The following is a 23,106-nucleotide window of genomic DNA, read 5'->3' on the forward strand; positions in this document are numbered from 1 at the left end:
CACCTGTTTTTGTGAGGAAGGAGCAGGGGTCATTCTATGGCTGAACAGGGCCTTCGGGCCGTGATCTGGGACCTGGATGGGGTGATTATCGATAGCGCGCAGGCTCATTTCCGGGCCTGGCAGCGCCTGGCTCAAGAGGAGGGGTGGACGCTGAGTGAGGAGGATTTCCGCACAACCTTTGGGATGCGCAATGACCATATTATCCCACTGCTGTGGGGAGAGAAGCTTCCCGAGCGGGTTCGCGCGCTCTCGGAGCGCAAGGAAGCCTATTTTCGTGAGCTGGTGCGCCAGAATCCCCAAAGTTTGGCGCTGCCGGGAGCACTAGAGCTACTCCAGGCCGTGCATGAGGCCGGCACCGCCCAGGCTCTGGCCTCGTCCACGCCACCTGAGAATATCGCGCTGATCAGCGAGCTGTTGGGCCTGCAGCGCTATCTGCAGGTCCTGATTTCGGGAGAAATGGTGGAGCGTGGCAAGCCCGCCCCAGATATCTTTTTGAAGGCCGCCGAAGCGCTGCAGGTGCCACCCTCCGCTTGTGTGGTGATTGAAGATGCGATAGCCGGCATCGAGGCGGCCCACGCCGCGGGCATGCGCTGCCTGGCGGTCGCGACCACGCGCGAGCCAGAGGCTTTGTACGAGGCCGACCTGGTAGTGCGCTCGCTCTCCGAGCTGAACGTAGAGCGCCTGCGCGCTTTGATTCCTGCCTCTTGAGAGCCCAGCTCCTTGGAGGCTCTGGGCCCGCTCGCCCGATCCGCTGGCGGGCCTTCAAGCTCAAGACGGGCTTGCGGCTCATTGCGCAATCGGCTATACTCTCACTCAGGGTGAGGCGAGGTTTCTTCCTCGTCTCTCCTGGCTTTTCTGTAGCCAGTACCTGGACTGGCGACGATGGAGGTGTAGGGGTCCCGGTGGGCCTCGCCGTCTTCAAAACGGTTGGGGGGTCGCTGCGCGCGGTCCCTGGTGGGTTCGACTCCCATACACCTCTGCCTCCCTGTTCCTCTTGTTCCGCAGCCTCATGTCACTCTGCGTCTGCCCTGATGGGAGAGCCTTTCAACTGAATGCTCTACTGATCTGGCCTGCTCTGCTCGTTCCCTTTCCTAGCTATCTTTACCATCTTCTGATGCCATTCTCCCTATAAGTCGTTCTGAATCCTACGGAGGAACATTTACCCCTTTCCAAGCGTCACTCTATCTACGGGAATGCTTGCAAGAAGAAAGGCGCAGAAAGCAATGGACTATCCCCAGCTAGCTTTACGGTATCTGCAGCAAGCATCGAGGAGAGTTAGCAAACTCGGGCCGAGGCTAAAGCGCTGGCTGGCTGGCGCTGGTCAGGTGGCGTTACTGCTGCTGGTGGCGCTGTTGATCCAGTGGCCCGCCCCGGTGAGTGACGACCAACTGGTGGCCGCCTGGCCTGGCAGCGATCTCGTGGTGAGTCACTGGCCGATGGTTCTGGAGCTACAGCGTACAGTTGCTCAGGCGCACCGCCTTCCACTGTGGAATCCCTATTTCGGCGGTGGCCTGCCTCTGGGGGCCGATCCCCTGGCAGCTCTTTTCTATCCACCCACACAACTGGTGCACTTCTTCTCACTGCGCAATTACTTTTTTGTATTGATGACTCTTCATTTCTTCTGGGCGGGGTTGGGAACACTGCTGCTGGCGCGCCGCGTCCTCGCGTTGCCGCGCTGGCCGGCGCTGGTGGCGGCGGTCAGCTATATGGCCACGCCACGCCTGATCAGCCATCTGGGGGCCGGCCATGTGACCATCATGCAGACGGTCTGCTGGTATCCCTGGCTGGCGCTGGCTGCCTGGGCCACCATCCGTCAGCCCCTACGTTGGGGGCCGGCCCTGGCCCTCTGTGTGGCCATGACCTTGCTGGCCGGCCATCCTCAGATGGCCTATTATGGCCTGCTGATGCTGGTCGCTGTCGCGGCCTGGTTCCTGCTGCAGCAGGCCAGGCAGGAGGGTCGGCGTCCAGCTCTGTTCTCTGCCACCGGCCTGCTCGTGGCCTGCACTTTGGGCGTAGCCCTGGCTGGCATCCATCTCCTGCCACTGCTGGAGCTGATGCGCTACTCGACGAGGGCTTACGCTCTGCATCCCAAGGATCAGATTACGCTGACGCAGTTTCTTCACTCACTGGTGAACGAGCCCCCACCGGGCTGGCTAACCTGGGAGGGCATGATTGCCCCAGGCCTGAGCGTGCTCTGCCTGGCGGCCTTCGGCACGGCCAGCCGTACGCGCAAAGCCTGGCTGCTGGCGCTGGCCGTGATGCTGGTCGCCAGTCTGGCAATGGGGCAGTCCTCGAAGGTCTACCATGTGGTCCAGCATCTTCTGCCAGACTTCGACCGCTTCCGCGGCCTGGCCCGCATCTGGTTCCTGGGTCTGTTGGGGATCGCGCTGCTGGCCGGTCTGGGCGCCAGTACCGTGACAGAAGCTCTGCGGCGACTGAGCCGAGCCGCGAGTCTGGGCGCAGGAGCACTCTTGTTGACTCTGGTGGTCACGAACCTGGTGCTGCTCGATCAACACTACTCGCAGGTTGGCTCCGTGAGCCTCATCACGAGACCCTCGCGCCTCGCTCTGGCCGCGCAGCAGCTGGCCGGAGATGGACGCATCTACAGCCTGCAGGAAAATATTCCACAGCTGACCGCTGCTGAGCTGGAGTTACGCCTGGCCGATGGAGCTGATCCGCTGCTAGTCGGCGCTTACGTCCAGTATATGGACCGCGCCGGTGGGTACTACGGGACTGGCTATCAGCAGCGGATTCCCTACGATGCCCCCTGGGTCCACCCTGACCCGCGTCTACTCGGCCTGCTCCACGTTACGGTACTGGTCTCCAAGCGCCCGCTTCACGATAGTCATCTGCTTCTCGTCGGCGAGATTGACGGGACCTTCCTCTACCGCAATAGTCTTGACGCCGGGTCGGCTTACCTGCTGCGCCCCGGACCAGATGGTCAGCCGCCAAGCCTGGCCCATTACCGGCCTCTACCGGCAACGGTCCAGCTGCTGCGCCAGCAGGACGATGAACAGAGCTTTCGCGTGACCAGCGCCACAGGCGGCTACCTGGTGATGGCTACGACAGCCTACCCGGGCTGGATTGCCATCCTCGACGGGCAGCGTGTGCCAGTGCAGAGCTTCGCTGGCCTGATGCCGGCCATCCGCGTCGGACCGGGGACCCATACGCTCAGCTACCGCTACCAGCCCGCGTCAGTGGCGCGCGGCGCAGTTCTCTCGGTACTCGCTCTGCTGGTGCTGCTGCTCTGGCTGGCCGGCTGGCAACTCTATCGACGGGGGCGCCTCCCGCGTATTTTCTCGCACTGGCCACACAGATCGCGCGCTGCTCTGGTCGGTTCAGCATCCAGCACAGCTTCGCCCGAGCAGGCTCCTTCGTCAGAAGGCAAGATCGCCGCACCGCTCGGCCAGGAGTAGCGTAGTGCAAAGGAAGAGCGACAGGGCAAGCTCCAGCGGCCCCCACAGCGCAGCGCAGCGCAGTCGCGCTCTTCCTTTGCCTTTCCCAGGATCGGATAGGGCCAGGGAAGTTCCACTTCCAGCCAGCTTAGCGGGGTTGCGGCTCGGGCGCCGAGGGAAGCGGGCGATCGCTGCCAGCAGCACTGCCAGGCTGCGTGCGACGGGGCAGGAAACTGCCAGCGACGCGCGCCCCCAGCGTCCGTGGCACCAGATGCGTGCTGAAGGCCATGAGCTTGTTGAGCAGGCCCGGGACAACTTGGCTACGTCCCCGTTCCAGAGCGCGGAGACTGGCGGTTACCACCTGTTCAGGGGAGAGAATCCCGCCAGGCATGTCTTCCTGGGAGGTGCCTATGACCGCAAAGAAGTTGGTGGCGACAGGACCGGGACAGACAGCCAGAACCCGCAGTCCCCGGCGCCGATATTCAACCCATAACGCCTGGCTGAAAGAGAGCACGAAAGCTTTGGTGGCGGCATAGACAGCCATATGGGGAATGGGCAAGAAGGCCGCCAGCGAGGCCAGATTGATGATAGCCCCCCCACCACGGGCTAGCATCGAGGGGAGCAGTGCATGGGTGAGATCAACAAGCGCCGCCACATTGAGCATGATCTCCTCATGCTCACGCTCGGCAGACTGCTCAGTAAAGGGACCATAGGTGCCGAAGCCGGCATTGTTAATGAGCAGGTCGACGGTGAGACCACGCTCTCGCACAACGCTGGCCAGCTGGATCGCCGCCCCCTCACGGCTGAGGTCGCTGGCGATGACTTCAGCCTGGATACGATGCCGCTCCTGCAGCTCACTGGCGAGCTGCCGCAGGCGCTCCTCCGAGCGCGCCACGAGGATGAGATGCATGCCACGCGCCGCCAGGGCCTGGGCAAACGCGCGACCAATACCCGATGAGGCCCCCGTAATCAGGGCTGTCTTGCCACGATAGTGGTATGTCAAGAGAATTCTCCTCCTCTTCACCTTTCACAAGATCATAGCCGCTTTCCCATCTCGCCCCACTCCCCTGGCCATCCGCTCGCTATCTGAGCGCCGCTCACCTTGACAGTACTCCTCTCGCTGTGACAGGCTGTAGAGAAGAGACCCGCAAGCAGACGGGAGGCAGAAGCAAAGGCGCCCAAGTTGAGCCAGGGGCCAGTACCATAAGGCCCCTGCGCCCTCTCGCTTTCTTTACTGCAAGAGAATAGTAGCACTGGCGTGCGGGGTTAATTCAAGAGCATCGTTCTCCCCCAGCACGACTAGCTTGATTATCATGACTGTCGATGAGAGTCCTGATCAATCGCAATTTCGCGCTGCTCTGGCTCGGCCAGGCCATCTCTAACCTGGGCGACGTGATTCTCGGAGCAGCGCTTGTACTTTGGATCGCTAACGACTTGGGGCGGGGTCGCTCGTGGGCGCCAGTGGGGGTCAGTGGGGTCTTCATCGCTGAGTACGCGCCGGTGGCGCTCATCGGCCCACCGGCTGGCGTCTTCGTCGATCGCTGGTCACGACGGTTGACCATGCTGCGCACCGACGGCTTGCGCATGGCACTCACCGGCTGCCTGGCCTGGGTTCTTTCTCCGACTGTGCCATTCTTCGGAGCGCTGGAGCTGCCGCTTGGCTGGCAGCTCGGCGCAGTCTATACCGTAGTGTTGCTCGACCAAAGCTGCGGCCAGTTTTTTAATCCCGCACGCCTGGCTCTGATCGGCGACATCGTTGAACCAGAGGACCTGGCACGGGCCACGAGCCTGAGTCAGGCCACGATGGGACTCTCCGTCATCGTTGGACCTGCCATCGGCTCACTGCTGGTCTTCAACGTCGGCATCCAGTGGGCCGTGATCACCGATGCCCTCTCCTTCGGCATCTCCTTTCTGACTATCGCCCTGATCCGCGCTCCGGTCGAGAAGCGTCTGGAGAGCGATCCTATTAGCTTCAGCCAGGACTTCCGTGCCGGTCTGGGTGTTTTGTTCGGCAGTCGTGGGCTATTGGCGATTCTGTTGGCCAGCTTGCTGAGCATGAGCGCCTTCGGAGCGCTCAATGCTCTGGCCATCTTTTTTGTGACCGATAATCTGCATGCTCAGCCGAATCTCTATGGCCCGCTGGGCACAGTGCTTGGTCTGGGAGCTATCGCCGGCGCCTTGATTGCCGGTCTGGTCGCCAATCGTCTGGGACTGCCGCGCCTGCTGTGGGGAGCAACCTTTGCGCTGGGGCTGACCACACTGCTGTTGGCGCGCATGACCAGCGTCGGCCCGGCTTTCGGGCTGATCTTTCTGGTGGGAGCAACCTGGATCGCCGTGAATGTGGCTGTCGAGCCGCTGGTGCTGCGGCTGACGGCCCGTGAATTTGTGGGTCGCGTGACAGCGGTGCTCACGCCGGCAGGTAGCCTGGCCTCGGTTCTGAGCGCAGCGCTGGCCGGGTCCCTGGTGAGCACAGTGCTACACGATTTCCGGGGCACGGTACTCGGCCTGGCTGTTGGCCCGGTAGACACCTTCTTCTGTGGCATCGGGGCTTTGGTGCTGCTGGGTAGCGCGGCGGTGCGCCTGCTGATGCACGATGTACGTCTTCTGGATGAGCAGCCGAAGCCCGAGACCCCAAGGCTGGCCTCCACCAGCGGCGATCAGACCGAGGCGCACGATGGATAGCCCGGCCTCACTCGCTGCTGCCTGCCTCCAGCTTCGCCAGCTCTTCTTCGAGCTTCTGCATCCGTTGACGGCGCAGGCGGGCCCGCTCGATAATGGCGCGCTCCTCGTCATTGCCAGGCACGAGCGGCGGGACCGGCGTGGGCTTACCATGCTCGTCGAGAGCAACGTAGATCACCCGGCTGCTGGCGACGTGCCGCACTTCGCCGGTCAGCGGGTCCTCCGCCGTGACACGCACGCCTACCTCCATGCTACTGCGCCCCACATACTGCAGCTCGCAGTGTACTGAGACAACGTCACCTAGATAGGCCGGCTCCAGGAAGTCAAAGCGCTCAACACGCGCAGTAACCACATTGCGGTGTGAGTGCTTGATGGCAACCACTGCCGCCGCCTCGTCGACCATGCGCATGATGACGCCGCCGTGGACATTGCCATTGGCATTGGCGTCAAGAACACCCATGAGACGGCTGCTGGTGGTACGTGAGTAGGCAATGGTATGCCCCTGGCTACTGTCGATTGCCGGGAACGAGGTTGCTCGCTCTTTCGCCTTGTCGAACAGCTCCATGCGCTCTTTTCACTCCCTGCATTGGTGGCCGATGGTTACGCCCCACCCGACACCCGCCTGGAGGCGGACCCTTGCCCAGGGTCGCACCTTCACGAGCTAAAGGCAAAGGAGCGCAGCATCGGCTGAAATTCCCCTTGATCAGCCAGATCGAAGATCTCCTGGGCAGTAGCGTAGGCAATGGTAAAGCCCTGGGTTTGGGGCGAGTTCGCCGGATGGTTGGCGGCCAGAACAACAATTTTGACCGTGACAGGATTCGGTTGGCCCTCAACACGCAGGTCACCGGTGGCTGCTCCCTGGTTCCAAGACTCGCCAGCGACAGTCGTGGTCGGGGCGACGCTGACTGGCTGGTAGTGAGTCACCTGCGAGCGGAAGAGCTGCAGGCCAACCGAAACCTGGTCCTCTGCTGAGATGACACCGTTCGGATTGGGCTGGACATGCACCGAGAGATAGGCGATGCCCTGCGGATCAGAAAAGGTGACAAAGCCTGCTTTACTCGTGTCTACTTTCCAACCGCGAGGATAGCTGATGACATAGCCATCGCCACGGTAGCTGAGGAAATCGCCCGTCGGGACAGTGCTAGAGGCCACACTCGGCTTACTCGTTGGAGTCGGCGTCGGCGTTGGGGCACTTTCCACGCCCCCAAAGAGATTGCAAGCGCCTAAGACGCTCATCAAGATGAGGGAGCAACCGACGCCCAGGAAGAGACGTGTAAGCTGTTTGATCAAGTGCTCCATCAGCGGGCAGCCCTCCACAATCGATATTTGTATACTGATGATCGGCGCGTAAACTGCTCAGCCTATGTGCCGCCTATTATAGCAGCCACTGCCAGAACGGACCAGGCACGTGGCCCATTTTTGCCCGCCCCGGCCCCGTTCTATGCCGATGATAACGCCTCTCCCCGGGCTTTTTATGGGTCGGTTCGTTCCCCACCTGATCACCGACACCACAGTTGTGCTCGGAGTGTGAGAATCAACGCCCTGGCTGTGTCTTCGCCGAGAACTGCCTGCCCTATCGTCCAGGACAGGGCCATTCTCGCAAGGGCCAGAGATTCCTTCAGCTACAACCTGATGCAACAGGAGACAGATCGGCAATGTCAGAAGAGAAGACTATGTATGAAATAGCTTCCCCCTTTCTTGTTTCCCCACTGGAAGCCACCTGGATTCGCCTGGTTCAGTTGGGTTCCCTAACCAGCGAACGCCTCAGACTGGCATTGACGGCAGTTGCCAATGTGGATCTTGCGCTTGCCAGCACATTGCAACAGAGCGATCCCCAGCTCGCTGCTCTTGGGCAGAGCATTGAGGAAGAGATTGGTCGCTGGCTAGCCATGTCGGGCAAGGGATTAGCCCAGAGTGAGAGTCAACTTCGTTATCTCTGCTCTTTACCCTTGCTCGTGAGCACGCTTTTGCAGCTAGCGGAGGAGACGCGCGAGCTGGCCCGTCTCCTCCGCTGGCTCCAGTTCCCCCCCTCAGCGCCGATGGCGGTTAGCAGAGCCCAAGGCCCTAACACGTCCGCCGCTTCGGCCTTGCTCGTGGCGACACTCTTCGAACGCCTCACGGTCTTTGGCCAGCAAGCCAGCGCGCTGACAACGGCCAGCGTTGGAGCCTTGGCCCGTTGGGATACTCAGGAGGCTCAGCGCCTCTGGCGACGGCAACGCTACTTTCGCTGTCACCTTGCCCGCCTGCAGCACGATCTGCTCACCAGCCTGAGTACTCCCGAGCCAGGAGCGCAGCCACTAGAGCCTGGCCACGAAGGCAGTCAACGCTGGCTCATGCTCCTCTGGAGCTTCGTCTCCTCGCTGCGCGACATCAGTCTCCACGGGAGCACGCTCTGCGAGCGACTGGTCTACCTGGTCGAGGGGCAGCGGGACATTCGTGCTCTGCAACGGGTCGAGCGCCAGCTCCAGATCTGCCATCCCCCAGAGCAGAGGCAATAGCATCGTCTCCTGCCCTCCTGCCTGGGGTCGGTGGCAGACAGGCGCAGGGCACGTATGTCCTGCCAGAAGGCTCGACTCTCTCAGGCCGGCGTCTCGCCCCCGATCCAATCAGAGTCGAGCCGAGCCGTCAGGCAAGCTGCAGCTCCTCGAGCGCGCGCAGCACCTCTTGCGCATGCCCATCTGGCTTGACGCTGCGCCAGATCTTGCGAATGATACCATCCCGATCGATGAGGAAGGTCATGCGCTGCACACCGAGATACTTGCGACCGTAGAGGGTCTTCTCTCCATAGGCCCCATACTGGCGCGCGACCACGGCCCCCACATCGGCAAGCAAGGGGAAAGGCAGATGATATTTCTCGGCGAAGTCGCGATGCGAGTCAACCTCATCGGCACTGATGCCCAGCACGGCGATGCTGCGCCGGCGAAACTCGGGATGCATGTCGCGGAAGTTGCAGGCCTCAGTAGTGCAGCCAGGAGTATTATCCTTCGGGTAGAAGTAGAGGATAACGACGCGCCCGCGTAGATCGGCCAGATGCAGCTGATCACCGCTGGTCTCGTCGCCGCCTACGACAGGCAGCGTGAAGTCTGGGGCCGGCTGGCCCTCCTCTAGCACAACACGCTCTATTGTTTCGCTCATGGCTGGTCCTTTCGTCACACAGAAAGTCTGACCCGGCGTCCACCGAGAGAGGCGGTACGGCGGGTTCGCGCCCGAGGCGCTGCTTACACAGTATCACCGCCACCCTCCCGCTGGCAAGGCTAACTGCACCGTCTGCTCCTGGGCCGCAGCAGACCTGCCCACCCTAGGCCCCGGGCTTGAGCTTGAGCAGACGCTCAGCATTGCCGTGGGCGATCTTCTCGCGGTCGGCAGGGCTGAGCGGCGCCTGCTCAAGAAAGGCTCGTGCCTGCCTGTCCTGGATATAGGGATAGTCGACGGCGTAGAGGATACGATCGGCCCCCACGATCTGCAGCGTCAGCAGCAACGGTGGCAGGGTAAACATGCCGCTGGGAGTAACGTAGAAGTGCTCCAAGAAATAGTCAGCGACGGGGCGCTGCAGGTGAGTGGCAGCAGGAGTCAACGTCTGATTGATGCGCGCCAGGTAGAAGGGGATCATCTCGCCCCAGTGCCCGAGAATCATTTGCAGGCGCGGATGGCGATCAAAGACGCCGGATAGGATCAGATGCAGCGCATGAATGCCGGTCTCCAGGTGCCAGCCCCAGCCTGCAGTTGCAAAGACGGTCGTGACGTTGGGGGGAAGTCCCGCGTAGCAGGAGGCAATCACCGGCTCTGGCGGCGGAGCTGGGTGGAGATAGATGGGCACGTCCAGGGCCTCGGCGGCCTCTAGCACAGGACGGAAGCGAGGATCATCCAGAAAGAGGCCAGCGACGCGCCCGTTGATCATGGCCCCCTTGAAGCCTAGCCTGGAAACGGTGCGCTCGAGCTCGCGGGCCGCCGCCTCGGGATCAGTCAATGGCAAGGTGGCAAAGCCGGCAAAGCGCTCGGGATGGGCCTGGATGGCAGCGGCCAGCCGATCATTGACCTCGCGCATGAGCGCGACCGCCTCGACAGGAGGAATGGTCGGGAGAGCCATAGCCGTGTAGGAAAGCACCTGCATATCGATGCCCATCTCCTCCATTGCCCGAAGCCGCCCCTCGCCAAGATCTTCTAGCTCGCGTTCAGGTGGGGGATAGCCAACGGGACGGAAGCCCTCTTCCTGGGGCTGCCACTGCGCAGCAGCTCGATTGATCTCTGCAATCTGAAAGTGCTCTTCAAGTGCGATGATACGCATATCTTTCACCTTCTCCTTCAATCAACAGTCCGGTCGCCGCTTTCAGCCGCGCGGCCAGCGAAAGCAGGAGAGGCCAGCGTTCTCTTGCCAGCACCCTTCTCTTTTGATGATAGGGCTGACGTGCCAGAGCCTGCTGCCAAGACCGCAGGCGGTCGCTCACTTCGTCGTCCCTCTGCCGGTGGGTTGTGACCAGTGGCTCAGCTCTGTTGCCTGTGCTGCTTGCGCCCGATGAGACGCGTCAGGCCAGTGACCGCAGGAATGAGTAGCCAGCAGACCATCACTGGCAGCGTGGTGCGTGTGAACAACAGCAGTAGCAATGAAGATAGCAACAGCAGCGAGGTAGGGAGACCGTAATAGAGGGCATGCTCCCAGACCTGCCGCCCCATCGCACGCTCAAGCAATCCACGGTGAAAGACGGCATACCAGGTCAGCATCACGAGGGCCAGGCCGCAGCAGGCCAGATTAAGCGTATAGAACGCAATCGCCAGGGGTATGCCTGGATAGCGACCAAAACTGTTCATAGTCACCGGCAAGAGGGTAATGAAAAAGAGAAAGAGCAGACAAAGCGCAGAGAAGCCACCATCAACTACAGTCATTCGATCCATCAAGCGATGCTGACCATACCAGTAGGAGGAGCACAAGAAGAAAGTCATAACATAAATTAAGAAGCGCGGTAGCAGATCAAGAAATGCGTCGGGAACAGCTGCTGATCCGAGGCCATCTGGCAGGCGGATATCGAGGACAAGGAGGGTCATGGCGACGGCAAAAATCCCGTCGCTCAGGGCGCTCAAGCGATCCTTGCTTGCCAGAAGATCTCTGCTCGCTGCGTGTCTCTGCTGCATGCCATCCTCCTTTGGCAGGAGAGAATCCGGCTGAAGTCACACCCTCTCTCCCTGGAGCCAGCTACCACAAGCGCCTCTCCAGATCCGGGGAAGGAGGAGAAGGCAGTTTCCACTCCTTGAGTTGAACCGAGCAGATCCAGGGAGAGCACACCGTTTTTACCTCTTCAGAAGGATAGCAGTCAGCGCATTCTGCTGGCAAGCACGAGGAGGGGAAGAGCAGAGCGCGCTGTCCGAGAGCGACCAGCAGGCCATCGCGAATCAGAGCAAGAAGGGAACGGCGCGCGGGCGCGTGCTCTGCAGAGCAGCATCCTGCGCGCCGTCACTGATGCGGCCACCCTGGTGGTCGCCTTAGCTCAGTCTTTATTTCAGGGCCAGCATGCGGTCAAGGGCTACACGAGCCCAATGGGCCACCTCTGGGTCCACCTTGACCTGATTGATCACCTGGCCGTCGACGAGGGCCTCCAGGACCCAGGCCAGGTACGCTGGATGGATACGGTACATGGTCGAGCAAGGGCAGACAATCGGGTCGAGGCAGAAGATCAGCTTGTCGGGATGCTCCAGGGCCAGGCGATGAACCAGATTGATCTCGGTTCCCACGGCCCACTTGCTGCCCGCCGGCGCCCGCTCGATCTGCTGAATGATGTACTCGGTCGAGCCGTAGAGATCGGCGGCCTCGACCACTTCACGCCGGCACTCGGGATGGACAATGACCGTGATATCGGGGTGCTCGGCGCGCGCCTTGGCGATCTGCTGGACGGTGAAGCGCATATGGGTCGAACAGTAGCCTTTCCACAGGATAAGGCGGGCGCGCTGAAGCCGCTCCTCGTCGTCGAGGGTCTCCTGGGGATTCTTGGGATTCCAGACGACCATCTCCTCTTCGGCAATGCCGTAGGCGTGGCCAGTATTGCGCCCGAGATGCTCATCCGGGAAGAAGAGCAGCCGTTGCCCCCGGCTGAAGGCCCATTCCATCACCTTGAAGGCATTGCTGGAGGTACAGACAATACCACCATGCTGGCCGCAGAAGGCTTTGAGACTGGCCGCCGAATTGATGTAGGTGATCGGCACCAGGCCGGCCTCCTCTCCCAGGACCTCGCTGAGCGTCTCCCAGCACTCTTCAACCTCAGCGATGCTGGCCATATCGGCCATTGAGCAGCCAGCGGTCGGGTTGGGCAGGATGACTTGCTGATGAGGGGCGCTTAGAATGTCGGCACTCTCGGCCATGAAGTGCACGCCACAGAAGACGATGTAGTCGGCTTCAGGCCGCGCTGCCGCCTGCTGAGCAAGCTTGAAGGAGTCACCGCGCAGGTCGGCGTATTTGATGATCTCGTCGCGCTGGTAGTGGTGCCCCAGGATCAGCAGGCGCTGGCCAAGAGCAGCTTTGGCCTGACTGATGCGCCGATCGAGTTCGGCCCCATCCATCTCGGCATAGCGACGCGGGATGTGGTCGGCGCGCCCTCCGTGCGCATACTGGTCGCGCGTGGCCGGATGCAGCAAGGGTAGAATGCGACTCTCCTGGCTGGCTTCACAGGCTGTTTGCAGAGCCATGAGATTTCGCTCCTCCTTTCTCGTTTCGACTTTGCGGGCTGCAGGAACGCTCCCGCTGGCAAGCGCTAGGCAAGAAACTCCAGGGCAACGTCCAGATTGGGAGCCGAGTGCGTCAGCGCGCCCAGGGAGATGAAGTCGACCCCCGTGGCCGCGACAGCCGCCAGGCGCTCTGGATCTGGGCCGATACCGCCCGAGGCTTCGAGGAGGATGCCAGGCGCCTCGCTCCGCACGAGGGCAACGGCCTGACGCAACTGCTCCAGCCCCATGTTGTCGAGCAGGATGACATCAGCCCCAGCCTGGACGGCGGCCTGCACCTCCCCAAGGGTCTCGCACTCGACTTCGATTTTGAGGAGATGGGGCACCTGACGACGTACCGCGTCGATGGCAGCAGTCAGGCCACCAGCAGCCTTGATATGGTTGTCTTTGATGAGGATGCCGTCACTAAGACCGAAGCGGTGGTTGTAGCCCCCTCCCAGACGCACGGCCTCCTTTTCAAGGGACCGCAGACCAGGGGTGGTTTTGCGCGTGTCAAGAATGCGCACGCCGGTGCCAGCCACGGCCCGCACACAGCGCGCAGTCAGGGTGGCAATGCCGGAGAGGTGGCCGAGGAAGTTGAGAGCCACACGCTCGGCACTCAGGAGGGCGCGCGCCGGCCCGCGTAGATCCGCTAACGGCTGACCGGCGGCGATCGCCTCCCCGTCTTTGACGTGGGCCTCTCCCTGGACACGCTCGTCGAGCAGGCGAAAGGCGGCCAGGGCAAGAGGGAGGCCGGCAATGACCCCCTCGCGCCGCGCCAGCAGAACAGCCCGAGCCTGGGCCTCGGCGGGCACTGTACACAGCGTGGTGAGATCGCGATAGGCTCCGTCTTCGACTAGAGCCTGTCTGATCAGGTCAAGCGGGAGTTCAGACATACGGTCTTCCTTTGTGCTGGAGAGCAACGCTGCTCGCGGCCTCGGCGCCCGGAAGAGCGGGCCGCAGGACAAGGCTCACGCCAGCCAGCGCTGGATCAGGCTGAGGATAGTCCCTACGCCAGTGGCTGCCACGACTTTCGCGTCGCGCCAGGGCGGCCTGCACGACGAGAGCAGCACTATCAAGCATGTTGGCGGCCTCTAGCCAGGTGCACGCCACGGCCTCGTGAGGGGCGCGTGGTCGGGCCGCCTCAGCAAAGCGGGTCCGCAGCCGTAGCAACTGTTGCCAGGCGGCGCGCAGTCCCTCCTCGTCGCGGCAGAGCGAGACGGAGCGCCACATCAGGTCTCGCAGCTCCTGCTGAAGCACGCGCGCCAGCTCCTCTGGCCCAACCCAGTCCGGCGGCAGCGGCCACTGCCGGGCCTGCTCCTGGGTAGCGACGAGTGAGAGCCTTAGCTCGTGCCGCCGCCGTCCGGCAGCCCGGGGAGCCTGCTCAGAGAGCGCTCCCCGCAAGGCGGCAGCAAGACGGCGCCCAAAGACCAGTCCTTCAAGCAAGGAGTTGCTGGCGAGGCGATTGGCGCCGTGCACACCAGTACAGGCGACTTCGCCGACGGCATACAGGTGCGGCAGCGTGCTGCGCCCCTGCTGATCCACCAGAATACCGCCCATGCAGTAATGGGCCGCCGGCGCAACGGGTAAGAGATCATGGGCCAGGTCCAGGCCGTAACGACGGCAGAGAGCGGCAATGGTCGGAAAGCGGGCATACATCCGCTCATCAGGAAGATGGGTCAGGTCGAGGTATTGGCAGTCCACCCCTTCAGCCTGCATCTCGCTGAGGATGGCCCGCGCCACCACGTCGCGCGGGGCTAGCTCGGCAAGAGGATGATAGCGCGGCATGAAGCGCTCGCCGGTATGGTTGCGCAGATAGGCCCCTTCGCCGCGGACGGCTTCCGAGATGAGATGGCTGGCCCCATTGACCTTGAGTACCGTCGGGTGGAACTGGACAAACTCAAGGTCGGCCAGAGCAGCCCCAGCCCGCCAGGCCAGGGCCAGGCCGTCAGCAGTAGCCCCAGCAGGGTTGGAGGTGTATGCCCAAAGGCTGCCCGTACCGCCACAGGCCAGCACTGTCTCGCGCGCTTCAATAACAAAGGGCTGCCCGTGCTGATCAAGGGCCTGCAGACCATAGCAGCCAGCCTCGTTAACGAGCAGGGAGCAGACAGGCGTGTCGGCATAGATGGAGATGTGGGAACAAGCCTTGAGGGCGGCCAGCAGGGCCCGCTCGATTTCGGCCCCCGTGGCGTCGCCGCCGGCGTGAAGAATGCGCCGCCGGCCATGAGCCGCTTCCTGACCCAAAAGCAGACCGTCGGCAGTCACAGCCTCAGCGCTCTCGCCAGGTGCCGCCCGATCAAAATGGACGCCCAGCTCGATGAGCCAGCGCACGGCTGTCGGCGCTTCTTCGACAAGGAGGCGTACGGCCTCCGTGTCACAGAGGCCAGCCCCCGCCGCCAGGGTGTCCGCGTAATGAAGTGCGGGACTGTCGTCCGGCCCCAGTGCCGCCGCTAGCCCCCCCTGCGCATAGCGCGTGTTGCTCTCCCCCAGCCGCCCTTTGGTAAGGAGGGCCACACGCCAGTCAGGCGGCAGGCTGAGAGCCACGGTCAGGCCGGCGATGCCAGCGCCCACAATGGCTACGTCAAATCTCTGGCAGCTCGCCATGTTGGTCCCTTCTTGTCTCGGTCCATAGCCATTAAGTGTAAAATTTACACTAACTGGCCTCAAAAAAGAAAAAGGTGTATCAAATACACCAACCGTATTGCTAACAAGTATACCAGCGATCTCTCAGGAAAACAAGGGGCCGGGGAAGCGCTGCCCGGAGAGCACGAGCGCGCGTCTGATCCCGGCCCGGCCCGTTTGTCTCTGCCTGAGCGAATCAGAGAGATGTGGCTACTCACCGATGACTTTCACAATGACGCGCTTATCGCGCTGGCCGTCGAATTCGACATAAAAGAGGCGCTGCCAGGGACCGGCGTCGAAGCGTCCGCGTGTGATAGGAATCACAACCTGCAGATGCATCAAGAGGTTCTTGAGGTGAGCATCGCCGTTATCCTCGCCGGTGCGATGGTGGTGATAGTCGGGCCGCTCGGGAGCCACCTGCTCGGCCCACTCCATGATGTCGCGCCAGAGGCCAGACTCCTCGTCCTGGATAATGACACTGGCCGTCAGGTGCATCGAAGAGACCAGGGCCAGGCCCTCCTGAATGCCACTCTCGCGAATGATGCGCTCGACCTGATCTGTGATAGGGATGATCTCCTTGCGTTTCTTAGTATGAAAGGTGAGATAGGCTGTATGCGATTTCATAGCAACCTCCTGCGGTAGGATCTTCTCGGGACCCCGCCATCTGGCTCGTAGCGCAGGTCCAGCTAGAGAGGGTTTCCGTTCAAGTATAGTGCCGGCTCCGGCACTGGACAATCCAGGCAGGCATTCGGGCCAGGCTCTTCCTTTTGGGGTCTGAAATATGGTACGCTCTGAAACAAGGTGGTTCAGCTCTTCAGCAGCGGCAACAGCGAGGACATCTCATGCAGCAGAGCAGACGCGGCGTGCTGACCGGCCTCTTGCTTATCGCCCTGGCCATTGTGCTGGCCCTCTTGATGGGTGCGGCGCGTGCGCACGCTCCCCTTGGCTTTCTGTGGTCTGGCAACAATGTGGCACTCCAACAACAGGGACAGGGAACGCCGCAGACGCTCCACTTGCTCAATGGCCGGCTAGCCTCTCTCGGCTGGATTGTTGGGCGCGACTGCCAGCGTGGCATCCAGGCCTATCTGCAGACTGCCGACATCAATCCCGATGCAGCCCTGGTCGGCAGCGGCTGGGTCAATCCCTTGACGGGGCAGCTGATGGACGGGGAGAGCAATAACTGCCAGCCAGGCACGCTCAGCATGGAGAGCGTAGTCCGCCTGATCCATAGCAAGGGAGGCAAAGCCTACCTGACGGTCACAATGGAGACCGACGCTAACGGCTGGACGGCGCAGCAGCAGTCGGATTACATCAAAGCAGCCATCAAGCAGCCGGCCTATATTCAGGCGATCGTCAATGTCGTCAAGCAGGGCAGCTACGACGGGGTCATTATGGACCTGGAGGGAGCGGACCGCACCTATCCCCAGATCCAGCAGCTCTTCGCCGACTACAACCGCCTGGTCTGGAAAGCCATGCAGGCCCTCGACAAGCCCTACGGCATCGCCCTCATTCATAAGGTGGCCGACCAGGACGACTACTACAATCTGAACGGCTTTGAGGACTGGTCGCTGCTCGGACGCTGCGCCGACTTTATCGTCATCATGTCCCTGGATCAGTCCTATTTCACCCCGGGGCCAACAGTGAGCGTGCCCTGGCTGAAACAGATCCTGGCCTATGCCCTCAAGACCATGCCCCAGATGCTGCCTCGCACCATCTGGGAGTTTCCCCTTTATGGAGCGCGCTGGCATCAGGCCGCCGACGGGCACTGGATCTTTGACGGAGGGGTTAACTACGCCGATGCGGTGGCCCTGGTCAAGAGCATTCCCGCCGCCCAGATCGACCAGGAGGCCAGCAACCTGAACGACCCCTACGCCGCCCACCTGGTCTACACGGACAGCAGCGGGGTCAGGCATGCCGTCTGGTACCATACCGCCGAGAACCTGCTGCGGATCATTCGCGAGTTTCGCGACCTGCTGAAGCAGACGCCGCAGTTCAGCAGCGCTCAGGCATATTTGCAGATCGCCGTCTGGTACCGGGCCACCTGGGAGCCAGGTACGCTCTGGCGCGCGCTGCTGCCAGTGCTTCCCAATGCCGCTGCCTAGACCTGGCGTCCCGTCCGTCGCTGGACAGTAAAGCTCTGGCCCGGGCATACTTTCCGTCCCTGGTAATCTGCGGCAGACAGCAGGAAGCCAGGCTGGCCAGCCTCACTCTTCCAGTCCAGGAACCAGACGACGCGTGCCCTCCACCAGGATACGCAGCACCAGCTCACTCATCTCCCCTGCCGTCAGTTTCCCCTCTTCACGCTTGCTCCACTGGGCGGCACAGCCAAAGATGGCCCAGCTCATGACCTCTGCCAATGTCTCCAGAGGCACCGGGCGCGACGACCATCGATGAGCTGAGCTACTCGCTGGAGCTTGTCGCAGCCACTGAAGCAAGATGCGCGCTAGCTCTTGCTGGACCGCCCGCTCCATCAGGGGATCAAACTGCCCTCCCGCCGGTGAGCAGTACTCATGCAACCCGCCAAGGAACTCAAAGACAGCGCTGATGAGCAGGCGCAGACTCTCCAGCTGCCAGCCTGGGGTAGCTGGCAGCTTGCTGGTAACAGCCTCCAGAAAGCGTTCGTGGATCACCGCATCAGCCAGGGCATATTTGTCGCCAAAATGGGCGTAAAATGTAGTACGATTAACAGTTGCCCTCTCAGCTATATCCTGAATACTGATATCGGCGAAGCTCTTCTCTTGCAAGAGTTCTAGCAGCGCTTGCTGCAGCAACCGCCGGGTACGGCGGACGCGCGGATCAACGTGCCCACCTGCTGATTCTCCCAAGGGCTGCCCTTCCGCTGTGCTCATAACTGTTCCTCACAGCCTCCTATGTGGACTAACTCGACGCTCGGCGCCCAACTGCCCCAAGTCGCTGTGATCACGACTTTGCCAACAGAGGGCAGCCTCCTGTTGCCTAGACAACAGAGAGGCTAGATTGTCTCTTGCCCTGCAGTTCCAGAGCACAGTAGTATGATAAGCAACATCTATTGCTTAGGCAATAGCCGATGCTTTCAAGATAGCTGTTGTTTAAGACAAGGAGGGAGAACATTGAGCAACTGGCTTCTCTGGATCGTGCAGAGTCTGCTAGCCCTCTCCTTTCTGGCGGCGGGAGTCATGAAGAGTGTTCGCCCACTAGAGCAACTCAAGCAGAGCATGGCCTGGGTAGGCAGGGTGCCACCAATGCTGGTGCGCTTTATCGGTATCTGCGAGCTTCTGGGGGCCATAGGGCTTGTCCTCCCGCTGGCTACCGGCATTCTCCCCGGGCTGACGGTGGCCGCTGCCAGTGGTCTGGCCCTCATCATGATCTTTGCCGCCATTTTCCACGCCAGGCAAGGCGAATATCGCGAGATTGGCCTCAACTTGATCTTGCTTCTGCTGGCGCTAGTTGTCGCTATCGGGCGACTGCCAAGTGCTCATTTCTAAAAACGCTGCCGGTCCTCTTTGTGGGGATAGCGTAATGAGCAAGAAGGAGCCTCCTCAACTCAAGAGCGATGAGGCTCCTTCCAGGCAAGGAAGTAATGCCAAGCGGTCGGGCAGAGGGAAGAAACCGGCGCTGGGCCAGAGCCTCTCAGCAATGTTGCTCGAGCTGGACGCTATACTCTGGCACCAGGCGGATGGCCCGCAGCGTCACCGGCAAGGTACCATCGCTGGCAGGCGCTGGCAGCCGCTCCCTGGAGAAGTAGCGCAGCACCGGTGCATCAGCCCGTAAAGGAGTAAAACGCAGGATCAGCTCCAGTTCCTGCCCAGGCTGCAGAAAGCGCTTCAGCCCGATCACCCACGGCTGATCAGAGCCGAAGTAATCGGCTACCAGCTGCCCATCGAGGAAAGCCTGTCCTACATCGGCCACACAATCCACCTGCAGAAAGAGATCGTGCACTCCTTCCAGGGCCTCCGCTGCCAGCCGCAGGCGCACCACCTGCGGCTCGGGCTGCTCCAGCGACCAGCGCGCCGCCCAGGGAGCACACTGAAGACGATAGCGCCAGAACAAGCCTTGCTGGCCGCTTTCTTCCAGAGAGCCAGAGATCACCATCGAGGCGGGCAGAGGCGGATAGCTCAGCACCTCAAGCTGTGGCTCGCCCTGCCAGCAGATTCTCAGTCCCTCCTCATCAGCATCTACCCAGGCAGCGTCTTTGCTCCCAGTAAGCAGCAGGTACTCATCGCCGGCCAGCGGCACCTTCCAGCAGCGCAGGGCCTGCTCTTGAGACAAGACGAGCAATTCCACAGTCTCACCGGCCATGCTGGTCATCTCCAAATGCGTTCCCAGACCCGGCTCCGGCCAGGCGTAGAGCGTCTCTTGCTCTTCCACTATCCTGCCGCCCTGGAGCGTCAAAGTGCGGCACCCCTCGCGCGCCAGAGCAAACTCGGTTTGGAGTCCCTCGGGAGCAAAAAAGACCATCCTTGTCCGTCCAGCGGTGCGCAGGACCGTCAGCGGCTGGGCCGTCGCATAGCGCAGGCGCAAGCCAGAACCAAGCTCCAGCCCGACAGGCAAGATTGCGCTCAGGCCACGACGCAGCGTCAGACCGCCCGCGCGCGGCACGCGCAGCCTTCCCTCTGGCAGCAGCAGCTCCAGGCTGATCCCTTCCAGATCCTGGCCCCCGGCATGATCCTGATAGGTATTGACAAAGAGAAAGCCCTGACCCTGTTGAGCACGCGCCGCATAGCGCAGTACCCCAGTCATCTGCGGCTTCACGGCAGCGGCCCCCGGAGGTAGCACCACCGGCAGCGGAGCCAGCTGGCTGCCGAACTCTTCCAGGAAGAGGTGCAATAGACGCAGATGATGATAGGAAGGATGGAGCTGGCCATACTCCCCCAGAGGGGCCTGGAAATCATAAGAGAGACGTGGCACCGTAAACTCGTTGAAGAAGCCGTGGCGACCGACCGGATTCGAGCCACCGTGGTACATGTAATAACCCAGCCAGTTGCAGCCGCTGCCCAGAGCCACCACGGCCAGGGCCTGCGTGCACTCAGGCGGCACCTGGGGACGATGGAGATAGGTCATCTGGATGCCGGACCCCAGCTCGCAGTAGACATACGGATAGCGATCGACAGGATAGCGGAAAGCCCCGGCTTGCCACCACTCGTTTTCAGGCTGCTGGGGCGAGCGAAAGAGAAATTCGCGGCTGGGCGAGGGTTCAAAGGCGGGATCAGGCTCCCAAGGGGTAAAGGGATAGGCGGCATGCATGGGCAAAAAGCCCTCCGCAGGCACGGCAGCCCCTCCCCAGGCCGTGCAGGTGTAGAGTGGCGCCACCAGACCAACCTCGTTGGCTAATACCCGCAGGCGCTCCAGGTGGGCCGGCCCGTCGTCGCCTCGCGGCACCCACTCGCTGCCGGGCCGAAAGGTCAGCTCCCAGGGTGCCCCAGCATGCATATACTCGTTCTCTAGCTGCACGCCGAGAATCGGTCCCCCGTCCTGAAAAAAGAAGCCTCGCACCTGACGCGCAATCTCGGCAAAGTAGCGACGCACATAGAATAAATAGCGCTCATCGTTCGAGCGCACGGCTACCGCCCGCCCGTAGAGCCAGTCGGGCAAGCCACCATTGCGGCACTCGCCATGCACAAATGGCCCCACACGCAGCAGGATCTCCAGCCCTATCTCTCCGCAGAGCTGCACAAAGGCGCGCAGATCGCGATTCTCCGACCAATCAAAGCGGCCCTCTTCTTCCTCAACGTGAATCCAGAAGACATAGATTGAGACCAGCGTCAGGCCACCGGCACGCATCTTCTGCAGCGCTTCACGCCAGTAGCGGCGCGGATAGCGCGAGGGATGGAACTCGCCCATGATGGGAATCCAAGGCTGCCCGTTGCGGAGCAAATAGCTCGGCGTCAGCGCCAGCGTCTCCCCCTGCGGCGAGCGCGCCAGGAGCCGCGGCTCCGGCAGCCCCCCCTCCGCCTCCTCCGCAGCGCGCAGATCGAGTCGATAGTAGGAACGATCATCAGCAGGTAGATGTGGCTGCAACGATGTGGCGGACAATGGGCTTCTTCCTCCTGCTCTTCTCTCTTACAGAATCGCTTGCTCGACTTCGCCGATCGCTCAGACCCTGGCGCTATCAGCGCAGGAACAAGGGCGCCTTTTTATCAGGTTGAACTGTTGTCAGGAACTATCGTTGTCCGAGAGACAGCCAGCACCAGGACAGCGACCACAGGCATGGGTAGAGGCGCCAGAGGTCTGAGCGGAGTTGGCCAACGTGACGATAGGTTGGTTGGACGCGGACAGAGTGCCGGTCAGGACGCCCGGTCAGGGTCAGGATCGCGACCAAGACGAAGCGGGGGCCGCAGTGGACTGGCGTATCACCAGGGAAGGCGGGACCAGACGCAGCGGGGCCGTCACTCCCTGGCCCTGGGCCGTGCCATCACTACGCCCATCAGCAGGCAGCGGCTCGCGTCCCTGCTCCTGGCTGGCTGCCTCAATCTGGGTCAGCAGCAGCTCCGTCGCCTCCTGAGCCAGGCGCGTCTTGGGAATGGCAATGGTTGTCAGGGGCGGACGCAGATGGGCAGAGACCACAATATCGTCGAGGCCGACGATCGAGACATCCTCGGGGACACGCAGCCCGCGGTCAAGAACCAGCTCCATCGCCCCGAGGGCCATCCAATCGTTGGTCGCAAAGATCGCCGTTGGCGGCGCCAGCTCCTGCCCGGCACTCAGCAACTGGCGCGCCGCTGCATAGCCGCTTTCCAGCGAGGAGTCACCCAGGGCAATACGGTCCGGGGGTAGCTCCAGTCCAGCCTGCTGCAATGTCGTACGGAAACCTTCTAACCGCAGATGCTGCTGAGGTTCGTCGACAATGACAGCAATGCGCCGGTGCCCCAGCGCCAGCAAATGTTCGGCAGCCAGCTGTCCCGCCTGGAAGAAATCTACCGTCACCTGGGGGATGTCCGACGGCGACTCATTTTCTTGCCAGTCGCAGAGCACAATGGGCACCCCCTGACGGAAATAGTGCGTGATGTCGGCAATGTCCATGCTCGACCCCATGATGATGTAGCCATCAACCCAGCGGCTCATCAGCCGCTCCATCTGCTGCCTCCCCAGGGCAAAATCTCCGTGCGTGTTGCAGAAGAGGGTCTGGTAGTCCCGCTGGCGGAGAATGTTCTCAATGGCCTCCATAATCTCGGGATAGAAGGGGTTGGCAACGGTGGGCAGGATCAGGGCCACAGTAAAGGTTCGGTGCTGTGAGAGATTGCGCGCCAACAGATTGGGCCGATACCCTAGCTCGCGGGCATAGTAGAGCACACGCTGGCGCGTGGCTTCGCTGACTTTGCCTTTGCCACTCAGCACATTGGCAACGGTGCTTTTGGCAACCCCCGCCGCCCGCGCAATGTCGTAAATCGTGACCATATGCCCCTTCCTGGCCACCGCAGGCCGTTCTTGCGACTGCTGCTGAAAGCGAGATTCCTTCATCGAAAGCGTATCCTCATCCCTTCGCTTAGAGTATAGAAGATGGACCGGTCCATGTCAAGTAACAGCTATTCTCCCTTGACATGGACCGGTCCATCTTCTATACTTTTCGCGTGTGGACCGTTCCACTTCCCCCTTGCCGAAGCAGGAGAGCAGTCGGCTCCCAGGAGTCCAGGTAGAGGACTGGCAGGCTGAGTGTCCGGCGAGCGGCGGTCTGGGCAGGCAAGGAAAGCGGTCAGGGCGGTCGGCCTGGCAGGAAGCCGGTGCTCCGCACCAGTGAGCAGCTGGA

19 protein-coding genes and 1 tRNA gene are annotated in these 23,106 nt (G+C 61.8%); 7 read left to right on the forward strand and 13 right to left on the reverse strand.

Going from position 1 to position 23,106, the window contains the following annotated elements:
• The first annotated feature begins 36 nt into the window (after positions 1-36).
• The 3 genes from N688_RS10285 (at position 37) to N688_RS10290 (ending at position 3,416) form a co-directional block, all read left to right on the forward strand.
• Positions 37-708 (forward strand): HAD family hydrolase, encoded by a 672-nt coding sequence (locus tag N688_RS10285; protein ID WP_052889194.1) that lies wholly within the window; start codon positions 37-39, stop codon positions 706-708.
• A gap of 176 nt (positions 709-884) precedes the next feature.
• A tRNA-Sec gene (locus N688_RS22780) sits at positions 885-980 on the forward strand.
• 243 nt (positions 981-1,223) lie between these two features.
• A complete protein-coding gene (locus N688_RS10290) occupies positions 1,224-3,416 on the forward strand; it encodes a glycosyltransferase family protein (protein ID WP_052889195.1) in 2,193 nt (730 codons plus the stop codon).
• 127 nt (positions 3,417-3,543) lie between these two features.
• Here N688_RS10290 and N688_RS10295 read toward each other — a convergent pair whose 3' ends face one another.
• Positions 3,544-4,398 carry an SDR family NAD(P)-dependent oxidoreductase gene (locus N688_RS10295; RefSeq protein WP_052889196.1) on the reverse strand — a complete coding sequence of 285 codons (855 nt, stop codon included), beginning with the start codon at positions 4,396-4,398 and terminating at the stop codon, positions 3,544-3,546.
• A 320-nt stretch (positions 4,399-4,718) separates the two neighbouring features.
• Between N688_RS10295 and N688_RS10300 the strand changes: the two genes are divergently transcribed.
• On the forward strand, positions 4,719-6,077 hold the full coding sequence (locus tag N688_RS10300; RefSeq protein WP_052889197.1) for an MFS transporter: 1,359 nt from the start codon (positions 4,719-4,721) through the stop codon (positions 6,075-6,077).
• Between the two features lie 7 nt (positions 6,078-6,084).
• Here N688_RS10300 and N688_RS10305 read toward each other — a convergent pair whose 3' ends face one another.
• Together N688_RS10305 and N688_RS10310 are read right to left on the reverse strand one after the other, a co-directional pair.
• Complete coding sequence (locus N688_RS10305; RefSeq protein WP_202901891.1) at positions 6,085-6,639, reverse strand: acyl-CoA thioesterase; 555 nt, start codon at positions 6,637-6,639, stop codon at positions 6,085-6,087.
• An 89-nt stretch (positions 6,640-6,728) separates the two neighbouring features.
• Positions 6,729-7,373: a hypothetical protein gene (locus N688_RS10310; RefSeq protein WP_052889198.1), complete on the reverse strand. Its 645-nt coding sequence runs from the start codon at positions 7,371-7,373 to the stop codon at positions 6,729-6,731.
• Between the two features lie 356 nt (positions 7,374-7,729).
• Between N688_RS10310 and N688_RS10315 the strand changes: the two genes are divergently transcribed.
• Positions 7,730-8,572 (forward strand): phosphate signaling complex PhoU family protein, encoded by an 843-nt coding sequence (locus N688_RS10315; RefSeq protein WP_052889199.1) that lies wholly within the window; start codon positions 7,730-7,732, stop codon positions 8,570-8,572.
• A gap of 127 nt (positions 8,573-8,699) precedes the next feature.
• On the opposite strand, the gene bcp is transcribed toward N688_RS10315, so the two are convergent.
• The 7 genes from bcp to N688_RS10350 form a co-directional block, all read right to left on the reverse strand.
• A complete protein-coding gene (bcp, locus tag N688_RS10320; RefSeq protein ID WP_052889200.1) occupies positions 8,700-9,209 on the reverse strand; it encodes a thioredoxin-dependent thiol peroxidase in 510 nt (169 codons plus the stop codon).
• A 163-nt stretch (positions 9,210-9,372) separates the two neighbouring features.
• Positions 9,373-10,359 carry an amidohydrolase family protein gene (locus N688_RS10325; RefSeq protein WP_081838716.1) on the reverse strand — a complete coding sequence of 329 codons (987 nt, stop codon included), beginning with the start codon at positions 10,357-10,359 and terminating at the stop codon, positions 9,373-9,375.
• 197 nt (positions 10,360-10,556) lie between these two features.
• Positions 10,557-11,201, reverse strand: a complete 645-nt coding sequence (locus tag N688_RS10330) for a TMEM175 family protein (RefSeq protein WP_052889201.1) — start codon at positions 11,199-11,201, stop codon at positions 10,557-10,559.
• 360 nt (positions 11,202-11,561) lie between these two features.
• Positions 11,562-12,746 carry a quinolinate synthase NadA gene (gene nadA / locus N688_RS10335; protein ID WP_052889202.1) on the reverse strand — a complete coding sequence of 395 codons (1,185 nt, stop codon included), beginning with the start codon at positions 12,744-12,746 and terminating at the stop codon, positions 11,562-11,564.
• Between the two features lie 65 nt (positions 12,747-12,811).
• Positions 12,812-13,657: a carboxylating nicotinate-nucleotide diphosphorylase gene (gene nadC / locus N688_RS10340; protein ID WP_052889203.1), complete on the reverse strand. Its 846-nt coding sequence runs from the start codon at positions 13,655-13,657 to the stop codon at positions 12,812-12,814.
• On the reverse strand, positions 13,650-15,365 hold the full coding sequence (gene nadB / locus N688_RS10345; protein WP_052889204.1) for an L-aspartate oxidase: 1,716 nt from the start codon (positions 15,363-15,365) through the stop codon (positions 13,650-13,652). The genes nadC and nadB overlap by 8 nt, the downstream gene beginning before the upstream one ends.
• A 228-nt stretch (positions 15,366-15,593) precedes the next feature.
• Complete coding sequence (locus N688_RS10350; RefSeq protein ID WP_052889205.1) at positions 15,594-16,007, reverse strand: secondary thiamine-phosphate synthase enzyme YjbQ; 414 nt, start codon at positions 16,005-16,007, stop codon at positions 15,594-15,596.
• Between the two features lie 218 nt (positions 16,008-16,225).
• On the opposite strand from N688_RS10350, the gene N688_RS10355 reads away from it, so the two are divergent.
• Positions 16,226-17,485, forward strand: a complete 1,260-nt coding sequence (locus N688_RS10355) for a glycoside hydrolase family 18 protein (protein WP_052889206.1) — start codon at positions 16,226-16,228, stop codon at positions 17,483-17,485.
• A 102-nt stretch (positions 17,486-17,587) separates the two neighbouring features.
• Here N688_RS10355 and N688_RS10360 read toward each other — a convergent pair whose 3' ends face one another.
• A complete protein-coding gene (locus N688_RS10360) occupies positions 17,588-18,232 on the reverse strand; it encodes a TetR/AcrR family transcriptional regulator (RefSeq protein ID WP_052889207.1) in 645 nt (214 codons plus the stop codon).
• A 240-nt stretch (positions 18,233-18,472) separates the two neighbouring features.
• On the opposite strand from N688_RS10360, the gene N688_RS10365 reads away from it, so the two are divergent.
• Positions 18,473-18,847, forward strand: a complete 375-nt coding sequence (locus N688_RS10365) for a DoxX family protein (protein ID WP_052889208.1) — start codon at positions 18,473-18,475, stop codon at positions 18,845-18,847.
• 145 nt (positions 18,848-18,992) lie between these two features.
• Here the strand turns inward: N688_RS10365 and N688_RS10370 are convergent, their stop codons facing one another.
• The gene (locus tag N688_RS10370) at positions 18,993-21,395 is read right to left on the reverse strand and encodes a beta-galactosidase (RefSeq protein ID WP_156025374.1); all 2,403 of its coding nucleotides are present in this window, start codon (positions 21,393-21,395) and stop codon (positions 18,993-18,995) included.
• Between the two features lie 270 nt (positions 21,396-21,665).
• Positions 21,666-22,820 (reverse strand): LacI family DNA-binding transcriptional regulator, encoded by a 1,155-nt coding sequence (locus N688_RS10375; protein ID WP_052889210.1) that lies wholly within the window; start codon positions 22,818-22,820, stop codon positions 21,666-21,668.
• Between the last annotated feature and the right edge of the window lie 286 nt (positions 22,821-23,106).

This window comes from Thermogemmatispora carboxidivorans (genome assembly GCF_000702505.1).
GTDB lineage: Bacteria > Chloroflexota > Ktedonobacteria > Ktedonobacterales > Ktedonobacteraceae > Thermogemmatispora > Thermogemmatispora carboxidivorans.

Coding starts and splice junctions, on each gene's coding strand:
- N688_RS10285 (WP_052889194.1), top strand. CDS start 37: ATGGCTGAACAGGGCCTTCGGGCCGTGATCTGGGACCTGGATGGGGTG.
- N688_RS10290 (WP_052889195.1), top strand. CDS start 1,224: ATGGACTATCCCCAGCTAGCTTTACGGTATCTGCAGCAAGCATCGAGG.
- N688_RS10300 (WP_052889197.1), top strand. CDS start 4,719: ATGAGAGTCCTGATCAATCGCAATTTCGCGCTGCTCTGGCTCGGCCAG.
- N688_RS10305 (WP_202901891.1), bottom strand. CDS start 6,639: ATGGAGCTGTTCGACAAGGCGAAAGAGCGAGCAACCTCGTTCCCGGCA.
- N688_RS10310 (WP_052889198.1), bottom strand. CDS start 7,373: ATGGAGCACTTGATCAAACAGCTTACACGTCTCTTCCTGGGCGTCGGT.
- N688_RS10315 (WP_052889199.1), top strand. CDS start 7,730: ATGTCAGAAGAGAAGACTATGTATGAAATAGCTTCCCCCTTTCTTGTT.
- bcp (WP_052889200.1), bottom strand. CDS start 9,209: ATGAGCGAAACAATAGAGCGTGTTGTGCTAGAGGAGGGCCAGCCGGCC.
- N688_RS10325 (WP_081838716.1), bottom strand. CDS start 10,359: ATGCGTATCATCGCACTTGAAGAGCACTTTCAGATTGCAGAGATCAAT.
- N688_RS10330 (WP_052889201.1), bottom strand. CDS start 11,201: ATGCAGCAGAGACACGCAGCGAGCAGAGATCTTCTGGCAAGCAAGGAT.
- nadA (WP_052889202.1), bottom strand. CDS start 12,746: ATGGCTCTGCAAACAGCCTGTGAAGCCAGCCAGGAGAGTCGCATTCTA.
- nadC (WP_052889203.1), bottom strand. CDS start 13,657: ATGTCTGAACTCCCGCTTGACCTGATCAGACAGGCTCTAGTCGAAGAC.
- nadB (WP_052889204.1), bottom strand. CDS start 15,365: ATGGCGAGCTGCCAGAGATTTGACGTAGCCATTGTGGGCGCTGGCATC.
- N688_RS10350 (WP_052889205.1), bottom strand. CDS start 16,007: ATGAAATCGCATACAGCCTATCTCACCTTTCATACTAAGAAACGCAAG.
- N688_RS10355 (WP_052889206.1), top strand. CDS start 16,226: ATGCAGCAGAGCAGACGCGGCGTGCTGACCGGCCTCTTGCTTATCGCC.
- N688_RS10360 (WP_052889207.1), bottom strand. CDS start 18,232: ATGAGCACAGCGGAAGGGCAGCCCTTGGGAGAATCAGCAGGTGGGCAC.
- N688_RS10375 (WP_052889210.1), bottom strand. CDS start 22,820: ATGAAGGAATCTCGCTTTCAGCAGCAGTCGCAAGAACGGCCTGCGGTG.